The 17,150-nt window shown below is 62.5% G+C and carries 12 protein-coding genes; 11 read left to right on the top strand and 1 reads right to left on the bottom strand.

Features of this window, described 5'->3' with window-relative positions; genetic code table 11:
* On the bottom strand, nucleotides 1-2,746 hold a 2,746-nt coding region (locus QRN46_RS23590; RefSeq protein WP_285357580.1), incomplete at its 3' end, for a retention module-containing protein.
* Nucleotides 2,747-3,104: 358 nt separating this feature from the next.
* Here QRN46_RS23590 and QRN46_RS23585 point away from each other — a divergent pair.
* From QRN46_RS23585 to QRN46_RS23535, 11 genes are all read left to right on the top strand, one after another.
* A complete protein-coding gene (locus QRN46_RS23585) occupies nucleotides 3,105-4,457 on the top strand; it encodes a TolC family outer membrane protein (RefSeq protein ID WP_011331849.1) in 1,353 nt (450 codons plus the stop codon).
* Between the two features lie 34 nt (nucleotides 4,458-4,491).
* Complete coding sequence (locus QRN46_RS23580) at nucleotides 4,492-6,648, top strand: type I secretion system permease/ATPase (RefSeq protein WP_041475100.1); 2,157 nt, start codon at nucleotides 4,492-4,494, stop codon at nucleotides 6,646-6,648.
* Entirely contained in the window at nucleotides 6,638-8,005 is a 1,368-nt protein-coding gene (locus QRN46_RS23575) for an HlyD family type I secretion periplasmic adaptor subunit (protein ID WP_011331851.1), read from the top strand. The genes QRN46_RS23580 and QRN46_RS23575 overlap by 11 nt, the downstream gene beginning before the upstream one ends.
* Nucleotides 8,006-8,292: 287 nt before the next feature.
* Nucleotides 8,293-9,189: a TauD/TfdA dioxygenase family protein gene (locus QRN46_RS23570; RefSeq protein ID WP_011331852.1), complete on the top strand. Its 897-nt coding sequence runs from the start codon at nucleotides 8,293-8,295 to the stop codon at nucleotides 9,187-9,189.
* A gap of 18 nt (nucleotides 9,190-9,207) precedes the next feature.
* Complete coding sequence (locus tag QRN46_RS23565) at nucleotides 9,208-10,233, top strand: ABC transporter substrate-binding protein (protein WP_007957722.1); 1,026 nt, start codon at nucleotides 9,208-9,210, stop codon at nucleotides 10,231-10,233.
* 5 nt (nucleotides 10,234-10,238) lie between these two features.
* A complete protein-coding gene (locus tag QRN46_RS23560; protein WP_201818036.1) occupies nucleotides 10,239-11,099 on the top strand; it encodes an ABC transporter ATP-binding protein in 861 nt (286 codons plus the stop codon).
* Nucleotides 11,100-11,119: 20 nt separating this feature from the next.
* Complete coding sequence (locus QRN46_RS23555; RefSeq protein ID WP_221615588.1) at nucleotides 11,120-11,986, top strand: ABC transporter permease; 867 nt, start codon at nucleotides 11,120-11,122, stop codon at nucleotides 11,984-11,986.
* A gap of 58 nt (nucleotides 11,987-12,044) precedes the next feature.
* Nucleotides 12,045-12,962, top strand: a complete 918-nt coding sequence (locus tag QRN46_RS23550; protein ID WP_201818034.1) for a LysR family transcriptional regulator — start codon at nucleotides 12,045-12,047, stop codon at nucleotides 12,960-12,962.
* 102 nt (nucleotides 12,963-13,064) lie between these two features.
* On the top strand, nucleotides 13,065-14,600 hold the full coding sequence (locus tag QRN46_RS23545; RefSeq protein ID WP_285357570.1) for an MFS transporter: 1,536 nt from the start codon (nucleotides 13,065-13,067) through the stop codon (nucleotides 14,598-14,600).
* Nucleotides 14,601-14,619: 19 nt separating this feature from the next.
* Complete coding sequence (locus tag QRN46_RS23540; protein ID WP_285357568.1) at nucleotides 14,620-15,690, top strand: HlyD family secretion protein; 1,071 nt, start codon at nucleotides 14,620-14,622, stop codon at nucleotides 15,688-15,690.
* Nucleotides 15,687-17,138: an efflux transporter outer membrane subunit gene (locus QRN46_RS23535; protein WP_221615587.1), complete on the top strand. Its 1,452-nt coding sequence runs from the start codon at nucleotides 15,687-15,689 to the stop codon at nucleotides 17,136-17,138. The genes QRN46_RS23540 and QRN46_RS23535 overlap by 4 nt, the downstream gene beginning before the upstream one ends.
* The last annotated feature ends 12 nt before the right edge of the window (nucleotides 17,139-17,150 follow it).

Genomic DNA, 17,150 nt, shown 5'->3' with positions numbered 1-17,150 from the left:
TGATGACGGCGCCGTTGCTCAAGGTCACGGTCACCGGAGTGCCGGCGGCGTTGGTGAGGGTAGCTGTGTAGACGATCGAACCGCCTTCAGCGACAGTGCCGGTCGCGCTCAGGGTCAGATTGGTGGTGTCGGCAACGTCTGTAACCGTGGTCGATACCGGAGTCTTGTCGGCCACCAGGTTTTCGTAGTTACCACCCGAAACGCCCGTGATCGAGTTGGTCAGCGGTGCATGGCCGGTCAGCACATCGTTCGGTGCGGTAGTGGTGATGGTACCGGTGGTCTTGCCGACTTCAATGGTGATGGTCTGGCCGTTGGCCAAAGTGACAGTCACCGGCGAGCCGGTCACTGGCGCGCCCACCGTCGCGGTGTAGGTGACGGTGCCGCCTTCAGCCACCGATGTATCGGCACTCAGCTTCACGGTCGAGGTGTCGATGGTATCGGTCACTTCCGTGACGGCAGGAACGGTGCTCGGAACCAGATTCTCGAAGTTGCCGCCGGACGCATCCTTGATGGTCACTTCGACTTTGCCGGCGTCCTTGTAGACGTCGTCGGCTGGCGCCGGAACCGTCACGGTGCCGGTAGTTTTGCCAGCTTCGATGGTGATGACGGAGCCGTTGCTCAACGTCACGGTCACTGGTGTGCCCGCAGGATTGGTCAAGGTCGCGGTGTAAACAATCGAACCACCCTCGGCGACGGTGCCAGTGGCGCTCAGCGTCAGGTTGGTGATGTCGGCAACGTCGGTAACCGTGGTCGAAACCGGAGTTTTGTCGGCCACGAGGTTTTCGTAATTACCGCCGGAAACGCCGGTGATCGAGTTGGTCAGCGGTGCGTTGCCAGCCAATGCGTCATTCGGCGCGGTGGTGGTCACGGTGCCGGTGGTCTTGCCGACTTCGATGGTGATGGTCTGACCGTTGGCCAAAGTGACAGTCACCGGCGAACCGGTGACTGGTGCGCCAACCGTAGCGGTATAGGTAACGGTGCCGCCTTCTGCAACCGAAGAATCAGCCGTCAGTTTGACCGTCGACGTGTCGATGGTGTCAGTCACTTCGGTGACAGCGGGAACAGTGCTTGGCACCAGGTTCTCGAAGTTGCCGCCAGTGGCGTCCTTGATGGTGACTTCGATTTTGCCGGCGTCTTTGTAGACGTCATCGGCTGGCGCCGGAACGGTCACGGTGCCGGTAGTTTTACCCGCCTCGATGGTGATGACGGAGCCGTTGCTCAACGTCACGGTCACCGGGGTGCCGGCAGGATTGGTCAGGGTTGCGGTGTAAACGATCGAACCGCCCTCGGCCACGGAACCGGTCGCGCTCAGCGACAGGTTGGTGGTGTCGATGGAGTCGGTGACGGTGGTGGTCGCTGGCGTCGTGTTCGGCACCAGATTCTCGAAATTGCCGCCGGTGGCACCGGTAATCGTGGTGCTGACAGTGCCGCCGTTGTTGTAGACGTCATTCGGTGCGGTCGGCACGTTGACGCTGCCGGTGGTCTGGCCAGCGCCGATGGTAATCGTCGAGCCGTTCGACAGGGTGACGGTCACCGGGGTCTGCGCCGGGTTGGTCAGGGTCGCGGTGTAGGTGATCTGGCCACCTTCGACCACGGTGCCGGTGGCAGTCAGGGTCAGGCCGGTGGTGTCGATCGAGTCGGTGATGGTGGTCACCGCCGGTGTCGGGTTCGGCACCAGGTTTTCGAAGTTGCCGCCGGTGGCTCCGGTGATGGTGGTGGTGACAGTGCTGCCGTTGTTATAGACGTCATTCGGCGCGGTCGGCACGTTGACGGTGCCGGTGGTCTGGCCGGCGCCGATGGTGATGGTCGAGCCATTGGACAGGGTAACGGTCACCGGCGTCTGCGCCGGGTTGGTCAGCGTGGCGGTGTAGGTGATCTGGCCACCTTCGGTCACGCTTGGGCCGGCCGTCAGGGTGACGGTGGTGGTGTCGATGGTGTCGGTGACCTGAGTCGTGGCCGGGGTGGTCGGCGGGGTCACGGTGATGCCGCTGCCGCCGGTGGTGCCGGTGACGGTCACGTCGATCTGGGTCGGGTCGTTATAAACAGTGTCGTTCGGTGCCAGGGGCACGTTGGCGGTGCCAGTGGTGGAACCGGCCGGAATCACGATCACCGCGCCGTTGGACAGGGTGATGGTCAGGTCGGTCAGCGGCGCCTGGGTCAGGGTCGCGGTGTACACCAGCACACCGCCGGCTTCGGTGATGCTCGGCGTGGCGCTGAGGCTCAGGGTCGATTCGCGCAGGGCGTTGGCGGTGGTGTCGGTGTTCTGCCCGCCGGTGATGTTTTGCGCGGCCTGGCCTGCAGCGTTGATGCCCGCAGTCGGGAAACCGATGGTTGGGTCGACGCGGCCGGCGGTCGCATCGAGCATCACGAAGCTGTGGCCGCCACCAGCGGCACCGCCAGTCCCAGCGGCGCTCGGGCCGGCTGCGGTGGATTCAAGGGCGGTAGTCGGGTCGACACCGGCGGCGATGGCTTGTTGCAGCTCTTCCACCGACGGCGCGGCTTGCGCGGTGGCTTCGGCCAGGTCAGTGCTGGAATCCGGAGTGTCGGCGCTCCACTGAGTGTCGCGGCCCAGATCGATCGTGCGGCCATCGGCCAGTTCGAGGGACACGGCGCCGGAAACGCCGGTGTCGACCTGATCGCCGGCAAACAGCCGGTCGCCTTCAACGAGTACGCGACGGACGCCCTCTGGGGACACCACGAAAACCTGACCGACAATGCTTTTGACGATGGCAACAACACTGCTCATTGAAGACTCTCCGGGTGTCACGTTCAGTTGACTTCCATAGACCTGATGGCGATCTGCGCCGATTCAGTCTGGACGTACTTTAAAAAAAGGTGAAACAAAGTTGACGCTGGCATTCGTCAATATTTTGGCTAGATTCTTTCGCTATTAACTTTATGCCAAACTATTGACCTTCTGGGTGCCATCCTAAACAATCGCCCCAGTAATGTCACATTGATATTTATGCGGCGACCTGCCCTTCAGCGTGTGATCCAGTTCCGGTTTTAAACTTTCCGACATACGGTCATTCCGGTTGCCATCTTCCGACGCAGCTCACCAATTTGCTGTGATTCAAGACAAGAAGTTCTGGGAAATCTTTACCATGCGTTCGCACCTGTTCAAGGCTCTACCCTTCGCTCTCGCCGCGTCTTTCGTCCAAGCACAATCCTTACCAGAAGCCATGCAGCAGGCGCTGGATGTCCATCCGGAAATCCAGGCAGGGGTCAACAGCCGACTGGCCGCGGATTATCAATTAAAGGCTGCAAAAGGTGGATACCTGCCCAAGGTCGATCTGCTGGGCGGTTATGGCCGTGAAGGCACCGACAGCGTCACCACCCGTGCCAATGGTGGCGGCAATCACTGGGAAACCCTGAACCGCAGTGAGTCAAGTTTACGTCTGTCGCAAATGGTTTTTGACGGTTTTGCGACGTCCAGCGAAGTGGGGCGTCAACAAGCCACCGTCAACTCCCGCGCGTATTCCCTGCTCGGCACTTCCGAACGCACCGCGCTGACCGTGGCCCAGGTTTACCTGGATGTACTGACCCGTCGCGAGTTCGTGCGTCTGGCCGAAGAAAACCTCAAGAGCCATCAGCGCATCTACGACCAGATCCAGTTGCGCACCCAGCGCGGCGTCGGCAGCGGTGCCGACCTTGACCAGGCCGAAGCGCGGATGGCCCAGGCCCGCAACAACCTGATCACCGAGCAGACCAACCTCGCCGACTCGGAAACCAACTTCCTCAGTGCCGTCGGCCAGATGCCCGATCAACTGGAGCGTCCGGCGCCGTTCATGGCGATGATGCCGGCCAACCTGAATGAAGCGCGCCAGCAAATGCTGGAAAACAGCCCGATCCTGCGCTCGGCCGAGTCCGATATCGCCGCGGCCGAGAAGCAGTACGAGACCGCCAAGTCGACCTTCTACCCGCGCTTCGACGCCGAGCTGGGCCGCACTGCCGACAACGACCTCGATGGCCAGAACGGTCACAACAACGAATGGCAGGCCATGCTGCGCATGCGCTTCAACCTGTATTCGGGCGGCAGCAACAAGGCGGACCTGGAGTCCAAGTCCTACCTGTCGAACCAGGCGCTGGACATCCGCAACAACGCCTTGCGCCAATTGAATGAAGAACTGGGCCTGGCCTGGAACGCCCTGAACAACGCCAACGCCCAAGTGCCGATCGCTCAGCAGTACGTTGATCACAGCACCTCGGTGCGCACCGCTTACCAGCGTCAGTTCAGCCTCGGTGAACGCACCCTGCTGGATTTGCTCGACAGCGAAAACGAGTTGTTCACCGCTTCGCGCCGTCTGGCCGAGATCAAAAACATTCAGTTATTTACTCAGTATCGAATCAAGGCGACCATGGGCGAGTTACTCAAGAGCCAGGGAGTGGTCGCACCCTTGGCATCCGTTGTGCAGAACGACGTGAAGCCCAAGGTCCAGCTGCCTGGGATGAATTGAGTTGTCCCTTTTCAACTGCTAAAGAGTGTCGAGCGTGGAATCAGAAGTCAGTCGAGTTCATCTCAGTCATGATCCACGCGCGTTGCACGACGATCCGTTACTGGATGGTCTGCTCGCTCTCTGCATGCTGCATCAGAAACCCGCCAGCGCGGCCATGCTGACCACCGGCCTGCCGCTGCCAAAACAACGCCTGAGTGTCGAGCTGCTGCCCCGTGCAGCGGCGCGCGCCGGGCTGCAAGGGCGAGTCCTGCAACGCAAGCTTGAAGAAATTCCGGCGATTGCCATGCCGGCGCTGTTGCTGCTCAAGGATGGCCGCAGTGCCGTCCTGCTCGGCTGGCAGGGTGAGAACGAAGCGCGGGTGCTGCTCAGCGAAAGCGACGGCGGCGAGTCTCTGGTCAGCCGCGAACTGCTGGCCGACGACTACACCGGCAAAGTGTTCTTCGCCCAGCCCCAGCACAAATTCGACGTCAACCACGGCACGCTGATCCCGCGTGCACGCTCGTGGTTTCGCGACACCCTCAAGCGTTCGCGCTGGCTGTACGCCGACGCCATCGCTGCCAGTTTCCTGATCAACATCATCGCCATGGCCGCGCCGCTGTTCGTGATGAACGTCTACGACCGCGTGGTGCCGAACCAGGCCGAAGCGACCCTGTGGGTGCTCGCACTGGGCATCACCGGCGCCTACCTGTTCGACCTGATCCTCAAGAGCCTGCGCAGCCTGTGCCTGGATCTGGCCGGCAAGAAAACCGACCTGATCATCTCCGCCACGCTGTTCGAACGCATCGTCGGCATGGCCATGAAATACCGCCCGGCGCGGGTCGGCAGCTTTGCCCAGAACATCCACGAGTTCCAGAGTCTGCGCGACTTCCTCGCGTCGCTGACCCTGACCAGCCTGATCGACCTGCCGTTCACCCTCCTGATCTTCATTGTCATCGCGATACTCGGCGGGCATCTGGTGTGGATTCCGGTGCTGGCCTTCCCGATTGCGCTGTTGATCGGCTACGCGTTGCAGAAGCCGCTGGTGGCAACCATGGAACGCACCATGGCCCTCGGCGCCGAGCGTCAGTCGAGCCTGATCGAAACCCTCGCCGGCCTCGACGCGGTGAAGGTCAACAACGCCGAAAGCGAACGCCAGTACCAGTGGGAGCAAACCATCGGCACCCTCAGCCGTCTTGAGCTGCGGGTGAAAATGCTCTCCGGTCTGGCGATGAACATCACCCTGCTGATCCAGCAACTGGCCGGCGTGATCATGATCGTCTTCGGCGTGTACCAGATCATCGCCGGCAACCTGAGCATGGGCGGCCTGATCGCCTGCTACATGCTCAGTGGCCGCGCCCTCAGCCCGCTGGCGTCGCTGTCCGGTCTGCTGACCCGCTACCAGCAGGCGCGGGTGACCATGACCTCGGTCGACCAGATGATGGAGTTGCCGCAAGAGCGCAATTTCGAAGAGCGCCCGCTGAGCCGCAAGGTGCTGCAAGGCGCGATCGAATGCCGCCAGCTCAGCTTCACCTACCCGGAGCAACAGAATCCGGCGCTGAAGAACATCAACCTGGTGATCCGTCCCGGCGAGAAGATCGGCATCATCGGCCGCAGCGGCTCGGGCAAAAGTTCGCTGGCGAAATTGCTGGTCGGCCTCTATCAGCCGGACGACGGTGCGTTGCTGGTGGACGGCGTCGACATCCGCCAGATCGACGTCAGCGAGTTGCGCTACAACATCGGCTACGTGCCGCAGGACATCCAGCTGCTGGCCGGCACCTTGCGCGACAACTTGATTTCCGGCGCCCGTTACGTCGAAGACGAACTTGTCTTGCAGGCCGCTGAACTGGCCGGCGTCCACGAATTCGCCCGACTGCACCCGCAGGGTTATGAACTGCAAGTCGGCGAGCGTGGACAGAACCTGTCCGGCGGTCAGCGCCAGAACGTTGCCCTGGCTCGGGCGCTGTTGCTCAATCCGCCGATCCTGTTGCTCGACGAACCGACCAGCGCCATGGACAACACCGGCGAAGAACGCCTCAAGCAACGCCTCGCGGCGGTGGTGGAAAACAAGACCGTGGTGCTGGTGACGCACCGGGCATCGCTGCTGTCGCTGGTCGACCGCCTGCTGGTGGTCGACCGTGGACAGATCCTCGCCGACGGCCCGAAAGCGGCCGTCATGGAAGCGTTGAAGAAGGGGCAGATCAGTGTTGCTTAAGTCGGGTTTCAAGGATTCGATCCGCCGCTACTTCAAAGGCTCGGCATCGCTGCAGGGCCAGCCGCTGCCGGAGGTCAACAAGGCCTTGATCGAGGACGCGCCACGCGTGGTGCGCCTGACGATCTGGGCGATCATCGGCTTCTTCGTGTTCCTGATGCTGTGGGCCAACTTCGCCGTCATCGACGAAGTGACCAAGGGCGACGGCAAGGCGATTCCTTCGTCGAAGATCCAGAAAATCCAGAACCTCGAGGGCGGTATCGTCTCCGAACTGTTCGTCAAGGAAGGCCAGATCGTCGAGGCCGGCGCGCCGCTGGTTCGCCTGGACGACACGCGTTTTGCGTCCAATGTCGGCGAGACCGAAGCGGATCGCCTGTCGATGCTGCTGCGGGTCGAGCGCCTGAGCGCCGAGGTCGATGACCGCCCGCTGAATTTCCCCGAGGACGTGCTCAAAGCCGTGCCGGGTCAGGCCAAGAGCGAAGAGTCGTTGTACATCAGCCGTCGCCAGCAACTGCACGATGAAGTTGGGGGGTTGCAGGAACAGTTGATCCAGCGTCAGCAAGAGCTGCGCGAATTCACCTCGAAACAGGCGCAGTACCGCCAGCAACTCGGCCTGCAACGCCAGGAAATCAACATGTCCGAGCCGTTGGTGGCCCAGGGCGCGGTGTCGCCGGTGGAAGTGCTGCGACTCAAGCGTGCGGAAGTGGAAACCCGTGGTCAGCTCGACGCCACCACTTTGGCGATCCCGCGCGCCGAATCGGCGATCAAGGAAGTGCAGCGCAAGATCGACGAGACCCGCGGCAAATTCCGCAGCGAAGCCCTGACTCAGCTCAACGAGGCGCGCACCGACCTGAACAAGGCCCAGGCCACCGGCAAGGCGCTGGAAGACCGGGTCAGTCGGACGCTCGTTACTTCGCCGGTGCGGGGCATCGTCAACAAGATGCTGGTCAACACCATCGGCGGCGTGATCCAGCCGGGCAGCGACCTGTTGGAAATCGTGCCGCTGGACGACACCCTGCTGGTCGAAGCGAAGATTCGCCCGCAGGACATCGCGTTCCTGCATCCTGGCCAGGAAGCCACGGTGAAATTCACCGCGTATGACTACACCATCTACGGCGGTCTCAAAGCCAAGCTGGAACAGATCGGCGCCGACACCATCACCGACGAAGACAAGAAAACCACCTACTACGTCATCAAGCTGCGCACCGAGCGCAGCCATCTCGGCACCGACGAGAAGCCGTTGCTGATCATCCCGGGGATGGTGGCGTCGGTGGACATCATCACCGGCAAGAAGACCGTGTTGAGCTATCTGCTCAAGCCAATCATCCGGGCGCGCGCCGAGGCGTTGCACGAACGGTAAATCTTCACGGACGCCTTCGAGGGACTCGCGGAGGCGTTCGTCGCACCAACACATTCCGTCCAGAAGTGACACAAATGGTCACTCACCATCCAGTCCATTCCTAAACAATCGCCATATCGTTATTCGTTAACAGTATTTAAATTCCGCTTCTTATAGCTATAAAGTCAGCCTCCTGCGTACCTGCCGACCAATCGGCGCGCCGCACGACACGAACCAACACGCAATCCAGCGTGAGTTTCTGATCGACGCGCGCGCCCTTGAGCGTGCCGTGCGTGGGAGATTGATTGATGTCCGCAGCTACTGCTACCCCAAGCGCCGCGACTGCCGCGCCGCAAACCTTCGAGATCCGCCCGTTCAGCGGTGCCGTCGGCGCCGAAATCATTGGCCTCGACCTGACCCGTCCGGTCAACGATGAAGACTTCGCCAGCATCCACCGCGCGCACCTCGATCACCATGTTGTGGTGTTCCGCGACCAGCGCATCACCCCGCAACAGCAGATCGATTTCAGCCGCCGTTTCGGCGTGTTGCAGATCCACGTGCTCAAGCAGTTCCTGCTGGCCAATCACCCGGAAATCCTCATTGTTTCCAACATCGTCGAAAACGGCCAGAACATCGGCCTCGGCGATGCCGGCAAATTCTGGCACTCGGACCTTTCCTATAAAGAGCTGCCGAGCCTCGGCTCGATGCTGCACGCCCAGGAGCTGCCGCCCGAAGGCGGCGACACCCTGTTCGCCGACATGCACAAAGCCTGGGACAGCCTGCCCGACGCGCTGCGCAAAGCGGTCGAAGGCCGCTCGGCTGCGCATTCCTACACCGCGCGCTACAGCGAAACCAAATTCGAAGGCAACTGGCGCCCGACCCTGACCCCGGAGCAATTGGCTCAGGTTGCCGAGGTCGTGCACCCGGTGGTCCGCACCCATCCGGAAAACGGCCGCAAGGCCTTGTTCGTCAGCGAAGGCTTCACCACCCGCATCGTCGGCCTGCCGGAAGACGAGAGCAAACAACTGCTCGACGAGCTCTACGCCCACAGCGTGCTGCCGCAGAACATCTATCGCCATCAATGGCAGCCACACGACCTGGTGTTCTGGGACAACCGCTCGCTGATCCACCTTGCCGCCGGTTGCCCCGCGCACCTGCGCCGCAAGCTGTATCGCACCACTATCCAGGGCGACGCGCCTTTCTGATTTGCCGGAGATCCGATCATGTCCAAACGTCTTCCATTCGCACCGCTGGCGGCGGCCATCGGCCTCGGTTTCAGCCTGATCGCCGGCAGCCTGGTGGCGCCGACCGTGGCCCACGCCGAAGGTGAAATCCGCATCGCCGAACAGTTCGGCATTGTCTATTTATTGCTCAACGTGGTGCGCGATCAGGGACTGATCGAGAAGTACGGCAAGCAGGAAGGCCTCGACATCAAGGTCGACTGGACCCAGCTGTCCGGCGGCGCGGCGGTCAACGATGCGCTGCTCTCCGGCTCCATTGACATTGCCGGCGCTGGCGTCGGGCCGTTGCTGACCATCTGGGATCGCACCCACGGCAAGCAGAACGTCAAAGCCGTGGCCTCGCTGGGCAACTTCCCGTACTACCTGGTCAGCAACAATCCCAAGGTCAAAACCATCGCCGACTTCACCGAGAAGGACCGCATCGCGGTGCCGGCGGTGGGCGTTTCCGTGCAGTCGCGCTTCCTGCAATACGCGGCCGCCAAGCAGTGGGGCGACAAGGAATTCAATCGCCTCGACAAGTACACCATCGCTGTCCCGCACCCGGACGCCACTGCGGCGCTGATCGCCGGCGGCACCGAGCTGACCGGGCATTTCTCCAACCCGCCGTTCCAGGATCAGGCGCTGGAAAATCCGAACGTCCACGTGGTGCTCAATTCCTATGACGTGCTCGGGCCGAACTCGCCGACGGTGTTGTTCGCCACCGAGAAATTCCGCAACGAGAACCCGAAAACCTACAAGGCGTTCGTCGAAGCGCTGACCGAAGCGGCGCAATTTGCGCAGAACGATAAAGGCGCGGCGGCGGACACTTACATCCGCGTGACCAAGGCCAAGATCGACCGCGCTGCGTTGCTGAAAATCATCGACAACCCGCAATTCGAATTCAGTGTCACGCCGAAAAACACCTACCCGCTCGCCGAATTCCTCTACCGCGTCGGCGCGATCAAGAACAAACCCGAATCGTGGAAGGACTACTTCTTCCAGGACGCCAAACCGTTGCAGGGGAGCTGATCGACATGAACGCCCCTTTGCAAGGCCACGCGGCCAGCAACCCTATCGCCACCGCACAAGCGCTGCTGGCGGTCGACCAGGTCAGCCTCGAATACCGCACGCCGCAGCGCGTCGTGCGCGCCACCCACCAGGTCAGTTTCGAAGTCGATCAACAGGATCGTTTCGTGCTGCTCGGCCCGTCCGGTTGCGGTAAATCCACGTTGCTCAAAGCCGTCGCCGGGTTCATTACGCCGTGCGAGGGCGAGATCCGTCTGCAGGGCCAGCGCGTCGACGCGCCGGGGCCGGACCGGATCGTGGTGTTTCAGGAGTTCGATCAACTGCCACCGTGGAAAACCGTCAAACAGAACGTGATGTTTCCGCTGCTGGCTTCGCGCACGCTGAAGAAAAAGGAAGCCGAAGAGCGCGCGCTGCATTATCTGGAAAAAGTCGGTCTGGCGGCGTTCGCCGATGCCTATCCGCACACCCTGTCCGGCGGCATGAAAGCGCGGGTGGCGATTGCCCGGGCGCTGGCGATGCAGCCGAAAATCCTGCTGATGGACGAGCCGTTCGCCGCGCTGGATGCCCTGACCCGGCGCAAGATGCAGGAGGAATTGCTGCTGCTCTGGGAGGAGGTGCGTTTCACTTTGTTGTTCGTCACCCACTCGATTGAAGAAGCGCTGGTGGTCGGCAATCGGATCCTGCTGTTGTCCCCGCATCCGGGCCGCGTGAGGGCGGAAGTGCACAGTCATCAATACGATTTGCACAGCCTCGGCGGTGTGGCGTTTCAGGAATCGGCGCGGCGCATTCACCGATTGCTGTTCGATGAAGGGCAGTCGCCGGAAACCGAGCGCGAACTGGATTTCACTGATATCCGCATCGCTTATTGAGCCGCCTGGAGGATTGCCCGATGAGCCATTCATCATCCGTACGTCAAGAATTCGAAAACGATCTGCAACCGCTGACCAGCGTCCCGGTGGAGCGCGAGTTGCCGCTGGGCCAGCGTCTGTGGCAACAGGGCTGGCTGCGCAAAAGCGTGATCCTGATTTTGCTCGCCGTGCTCTGGGAGGTTGTGGCCGGGGTGCAGAACAACGACCTGCTGCTGCCGAGCTTCTTGCAGACCAGTCACGCGCTGTATGACGGCCTGCTCAGCGGTGAATTGTTGGGCAAGGTGTGGATCTCGCTGGTGGTGCTGATCAAGGGTTACCTGATCGGCATCGTCCTCGCCTTCGCCCTGACCACGCTGGCGGTTTCGACCCAGGTCGGTCGGGACTTGCTCAGCACCCTGACCTCAATGTTCAACCCGCTGCCGGCGATTGCCCTGTTGCCGCTGGCGTTGCTGTGGTTCGGGCTGGGTCAGAACAGCCTGATATTCGTGCTGGTGCATTCGGTGTTGTGGGCGCTGGCGCTGAACACTTACGCCGGGTTTCTCGGCGTTTCGGAAACCCTGCGCATGGCCGGGCGCAACTACGGCTTGAAGGGCATGCGCTTCGTGTTGTTCATCCTGATTCCGGCGGCACTGCCGTCGATCCTCGCCGGGCTGAAAATCGGCTGGGCTTTCGCCTGGCGCACCTTGATCGCCGCCGAACTGGTGTTCGGTGCCACCAGCGGAAAGGGTGGCCTGGGCTGGTACATCTTCCAGAATCGCAATGAGTTGTACACCGACAAGGTGTTTGCCGGTCTGGCGGTGGTGATCCTCATCGGCTTGCTGGTGGAAAACCTGGTGTTCGACACGCTGGAGCGGGTGACGGTGAAACGCTGGGGGATGCAGCGCTGATTTTCTGATCTGCTAGCATTGCGTGCGAATCAATCCTGATCGGTCACGAGTGCTCAGCATGCAACTCCCGGACATGAACCTGTTGGTCGCCCTCGACGCCTTGCTTGACGAGGGCAGCGTGGTCGGCGCCGCGCGGCGGATGAACCTCAGCCCGGCGGCCATGAGCCGCACGCTGACGCGGATCCGCGAAGCCATTGGCGATCCGATTCTGGTGCGTGCCGGTCGCGGTCTGGTGCCGACACCCAAGGCAATGGAGCTGCGCGAGCAGGTGCGGGATGTGGTCGAGCAGGCGGCGCTGCTGTTTCGCTCGGCCGATGCGGTGGAACTGGGCACGTTGCGCCGGCGCTTCAGCATTCGCGCCAACGATTTTTTCGTTGGCGTGTACGGCGGCAAGCTGTTCGACACCCTCGATCAACTGGCGCCGCACTGTGAGTTGCGTTTCGTTCCCGAGGGGGATGGCGACGATGAAGCGCTGCGCGAAGGGCGCATCGACCTGAGTGTCAGCAATACGCGCCCGGTGACGCCGGAAGTCAAAGTGCAGAACCTGTTTTCCACCCACTTCGTCGGTCTGGTGCGCGAGGATCATCCGCTGCTGGACGGCGAGATCACGGCCGAACGCTATGCCGGGTTTTCCCACATCAGCATGTCCCGCCGGGGCATCGCCCGTGGCCCCATCGACACTGCTTTGAATGCCCTGGGGTTGGAGCGGCGGGTGGCAGTGATTGCGCCGAGTTTCCACGCGGCGATGTTCGCCCTGCCGGACTCCGACCTGATCCTGCCAGTGCCCAAGGAAGCGCTGCTCAGCGTGCGGCGGCTGGGCTTGAAGCTGCGCTCGTTCGACCTGCCGATCCCGCTGCCGACGCTGATGCTGACCCAGGCCTGGCACCCGCGTTTTGACAAGGACCCGGCCCACCGCTGGCTGCGGGAAACCCTCAAGACCTGCTGCGACGAAACCTGGCTGGCGGCACAGCCCTGACAATTGCGTCCGGTGCACTTATAAACTGCCAAGAAGTCAATTTTCGTCAGCACTAAGCCCTACTACCATGCTCCGGTATTTTTCCCTCCGGAGTTTGCCTGCATGACATCCCTGACGGTCACGGCGCCGATTGCCGCTGCCGCTCCGATGGCCGCCGCGCCACCGGTGTTCGGGGCGCGGATCATCATCGGTCTGGTCGGCGTGCTGCTGGCGGTGCTGGTGTCGGGTCTCAACGAGATGGTGACCAAGGTCGCCCTGGCCGACATTCGCGGCGCCCTGAGCATCGGTTACGACGAAGGCACCTGGCTGGTCGCCAGCTACACCGCGACCTCGGTGGCGGCCATGGCATTCGCGCCGTGGTGCTCGGTGACCTTTTCCCTGCGTCGCTTCACCCTGTGCGCCATCGGCGTGTTTACCCTGCTCGGGGTGCTCTGCCCGTTCGCCCCGAACTACGAAAGCCTGCTGCTGATGCGCATCCTGCAAGGCCTGGCTGGCGGTGCGTTGCCGCCGATGCTGATGACCGTTGCGCTGCGATTCCTGCCGGCCAACATCAAGCTTTACGGCCTCGCCGGTTACGCCCTGACCGCGACTTTCGGTCCCGGTCTCGGCACGCCGCTGGCCGGGTTGTGGACCGAATACGTCGGCTGGCAGTGGACGTTCTGGCAAATCATCGTGCCGTGCCTGATTGCCATGGCGATGGTTGCCTGGGGCATTCCACAGGATCCGCTGCGTCTGGAACGCCTCAATTCGTTCAACTGGAAAGGCCTGCTGCTGGGCTTTCCGGCGATCTGCATGCTGGTGATCGGCCTGTTGCAGGGCAATCGCCTGGACTGGTTCGAGTCGAACCTGATCTGCGCTTTGCTCGGCGCCGGTTCGCTGTTGCTGGTGGCGTTTCTGATCAATGAATGGTCGCAGCCGATTCCGTTTTTCAAGTTGCAGATGCTCGGCATCCGCAACCTGTCGTTCGCGCTGATGACGCTGGCCGGGGTGCTGGTTGTGCTGCTGGCGGTGGTGCTGATTCCATCGAGTTACCTGGCTCAGGTTCAGGGTTACCGGCCGGTACAGACTGCGCCGATCATGTTGATCGCGGCATTGCCGCAGTTGATCGCGCTGCCGCTGGTGGCGGCGTTGTGCAACCTGCGCTGGGTCGATTGTCGCTGGGTGCTCGGCATCGGCTTGGGCATGTTGACGCTCTCGTGTCTGGGCGGATCGCAGCTGACCTCGGAATGGATTCGCGACGATTTCTATGTCCTGCAATGGCTGCAGATTTTCGGCCAGCCGATGGCGGTGCTGCCGTTGCTGATGCTGTCGACCGGCAGCATCCAGCCACAGGACGGGCCTTTCGCCTCGGCGTGGTTCAACACCGTAAAAGGTCTGGCGGCGGTGGTCGCCACCGGCGTGATCGAGGCGCTGACCACTTCGCGCCTGCATTTTCACTCGACGATGCTGGTCGATCGCCTCGGCAACTCGCCGCTGGCCGCCAGCAACGACCCCGGCCTCGCCCATCGCCTGCACGAACAGGCGGTGGTGCTGACTTCTTCGGATCTTTATCTGTGCATGGCCGGCGTCGCGGTGGCGCTGATCCTGCTGATTCTCTGGCTGCCGACGCGGATCTATCCGCCTCGCGCGCCAACCTGACTGGAACAGAAGGTTTTTTATGACGACTCAAGCAAAGCAAAAACTCGCGGTGGCTGTGGCCGCTGCGCTGGCGGTCGGTGTGCTGGTGTATCTGGCGATGCCCGGCCTGTTCGGCAAGCGCACTCAGCAGAACACCAACGACGCGTTCGTCTCCGCCGATTTCACCCTGGTGGTGCCGCGTGTGGCGGGGTTCATCAAAGAGGTGCTGGTGGAAGACAACCAGCAGGTCAAGGCCGGGCAGTTGCTGGCGCTGATCGATGACCGCGACTTGCGCGCCGCTGCCGAAGCCGCCGATGCGCAAACCCTGGTCGCCCGCGCGCAGTTGCAGAACGCCAAGGCCACCCTTGAGCGCCAGTCCTCGGTGATCGCTCAGGCGCAGGCGTCGGTGGTGTCGGCCAAGGCTGAAATGGCTTTCGCCCAGCAGGAATTGAACCGCTATAGCCACTTGGCTGGCGTCGGTGCAGGCACCGTGCAGAACGCGCAACAGGCGCGCACCCGGATCGATCAGGCCTCTGCGCGGCTGGACACGGCCACCGCGAAACTGGCAGCGGAACGCAAGCAGGTGGAAATCCTCACGGCGCAGCGCGATGCCGCCGAAGGCAGTTTGAAACACGCGCAGGCCGCGCTGGAAATCGCCAGTTTCGAGCTGTCCTACACGCGCATCACCGCGCCCCAGGACGGCATGATCGGCGAGCGTGCCGTACGGGTCGGCGCCTACGTGACACCGGGTAGCAAGCTGCTGGCGGTGGTGCCGTTGAAGCAGGCCTATGTGGTCGCCAACTTCCAGGAAACCCAGCTCACCGACGTGCAGCCGGGGCAGGACGTTGTGGTGCGGGTCGACAGCCTCGGCGGCGAAGCCCTCACCGGCCGCGTCGAGAGCATTGCCCCAGCGACCGGCGTGACCTTCGCGGCGGTCAAACCGGACAACGCCACCGGCAACTTCACCAAGGTTGTGCAGCGAATTCCGGTGAAGGTTCTGCTGGATCCGGGTCAGCCGCTGGCCGAACGCTTGCGGGTCGGGATGTCGGTGGAGGCGAGCATTGATACCAAAAGCTCAGCGACGTCGGTGCGTGAGGTGACGCAGCGATGAAGCGCTTTCAGTCCCTGACAGTGGTCCTGAGTCTGTCGGCATTGGCGGCCTGCACCGTCGGCCCGGACTTCCAGAAACCCCAAGCCACGCAGATTGCCGAGTGGGCAAAGCCCTCAAAAACCGCCGTCAGCCAGGCCGTCAGCGAACCCTTGAACGAGCGCTGGTGGGAAGTCTTTCACGACGCGCAACTCTCGGCCCTGACCCAGCGCGCCTCGCGCAGCAACCTTGACCTGCAACTGGCCAGCAGCCGCCTGCAACAAAGCCGCGCCGCCCGTCAGGTGATCACCGCCGACCGTTATCCTACGACCGCCGCCACCGGCAGCTATGCCCGCAAACGCAACAGCGGCGAAGGCCTGAACGACCCGTCCGGGCACAATGGCGATTCGGCCTTCAACCTGTGGGATGCCGGTTTCTCGGCCTCCTGGGAGCTGGATTTCTGGGGCCGCGTGCGCCGGGAGACCGAAGCCGCCGATGCCAACCTCGAAGTCGCGGAAAACGACCGTCGCGGCGTGCTGTTGGCGGTACTCGCGGACACCGCGCAGAACTACATCCAGCTGCGCGGCGTACAGAACACCCGCGCGGTCACCGAGCAGAACCTCGATGTGGCGCGACACAGCCTGAAGCTTTCACAACTGCGCCTCAACGACGGCGTGGCCACCGATCTCGACGTCGCCGAAGCGGCCGCGCAAGTGGCGGCCATCGAATCGCGGCTGCCGGCACTGGAGCAGCGTCAGGCGCAACTGATCAATGCCATCAGCCTGTTGATGGGCGAACCGCCGCAGGCCCTGACCAAAGAGTTATCCACAGATGCGCCAGTGCCACAGTCGCCGCTGACAGTCGCCATCGGCCTGCCGTCGCAACTGGCTGAACGCCGCCCGGACATCCGCCAGGCCGAAGCCCGGTTGCATGCCGCCACCGCCAACATCGGCGTGGCCAAGGGCGATTTCTATCCGCGCATCACTCTGTCCGGCAATCTCGGCTCGCAAGCCATGCAGCTCAGTGATTTCGGTTCCTGGGGCTCACGCGCCTTCGGCATCGGCCCGCAATTCAGCCTGCCGCTGTTCGACGGCGGCCGCTTGCGCGGCGTGCTGCAACTGCGCGAAGCCCAACAGCAGGAAGCGGCGATCGGTTATCAACAGACCGTCCTGCGCGCCTGGCACGAAATCGACGACCAGTTGACCGCCTACAACGCCAGCCAGCGCCGCCGCGACAGCCTCGCCGAAGCCGTGCGCCAGAACCAGATCGCCCTGCGTACCGCGCAACAGCAATACGTCGAAGGCGTGGTCGACTTCGTCAACGTCCTCACCGTGCAAGGCGCACTGCTCGCCACCCAGGAACAATGGGTGGAAAGCTCCACCGGCGTTTCACTGGCGATGATCGGGCTGTACCGGGCGTTGGGCGGGGGATGGGAGTCGGTGTATCCGGTGGGGGAGATGGCGCAGCGTTAATTCTCCCACCCG

The organism is Pseudomonas sp. lyk4-R2A-10, from assembly GCF_030209075.1.
Classification (GTDB): domain Bacteria; phylum Pseudomonadota; class Gammaproteobacteria; order Pseudomonadales; family Pseudomonadaceae; genus Aquipseudomonas; species Aquipseudomonas glycinae.
The sequence above is the reverse complement of the archived record's forward strand: the minus strand, read 5'-3'. Positions and strand labels throughout refer to the sequence as shown.

Excerpts from the sequence above, each read along its gene's own strand:
- QRN46_RS23570 (WP_011331852.1), top strand. The coding sequence starts at position 8,293 with ATGTCCGCAGCTACTGCTACCCCAAGCGCCGCGACTGCCGCGCCGCAA.
- QRN46_RS23585 (WP_011331849.1), top strand. The coding sequence starts at position 3,105 with ATGCGTTCGCACCTGTTCAAGGCTCTACCCTTCGCTCTCGCCGCGTCT.
- QRN46_RS23540 (WP_285357568.1), top strand. The coding sequence starts at position 14,620 with ATGACGACTCAAGCAAAGCAAAAACTCGCGGTGGCTGTGGCCGCTGCG.
- QRN46_RS23560 (WP_201818036.1), top strand. The coding sequence starts at position 10,239 with ATGAACGCCCCTTTGCAAGGCCACGCGGCCAGCAACCCTATCGCCACC.
- QRN46_RS23545 (WP_285357570.1), top strand. The coding sequence starts at position 13,065 with ATGACATCCCTGACGGTCACGGCGCCGATTGCCGCTGCCGCTCCGATG.
- QRN46_RS23550 (WP_201818034.1), top strand. The coding sequence starts at position 12,045 with ATGCAACTCCCGGACATGAACCTGTTGGTCGCCCTCGACGCCTTGCTT.
- QRN46_RS23555 (WP_221615588.1), top strand. The coding sequence starts at position 11,120 with ATGAGCCATTCATCATCCGTACGTCAAGAATTCGAAAACGATCTGCAA.
- QRN46_RS23535 (WP_221615587.1), top strand. The coding sequence starts at position 15,687 with ATGAAGCGCTTTCAGTCCCTGACAGTGGTCCTGAGTCTGTCGGCATTG.
- QRN46_RS23565 (WP_007957722.1), top strand. The coding sequence starts at position 9,208 with ATGTCCAAACGTCTTCCATTCGCACCGCTGGCGGCGGCCATCGGCCTC.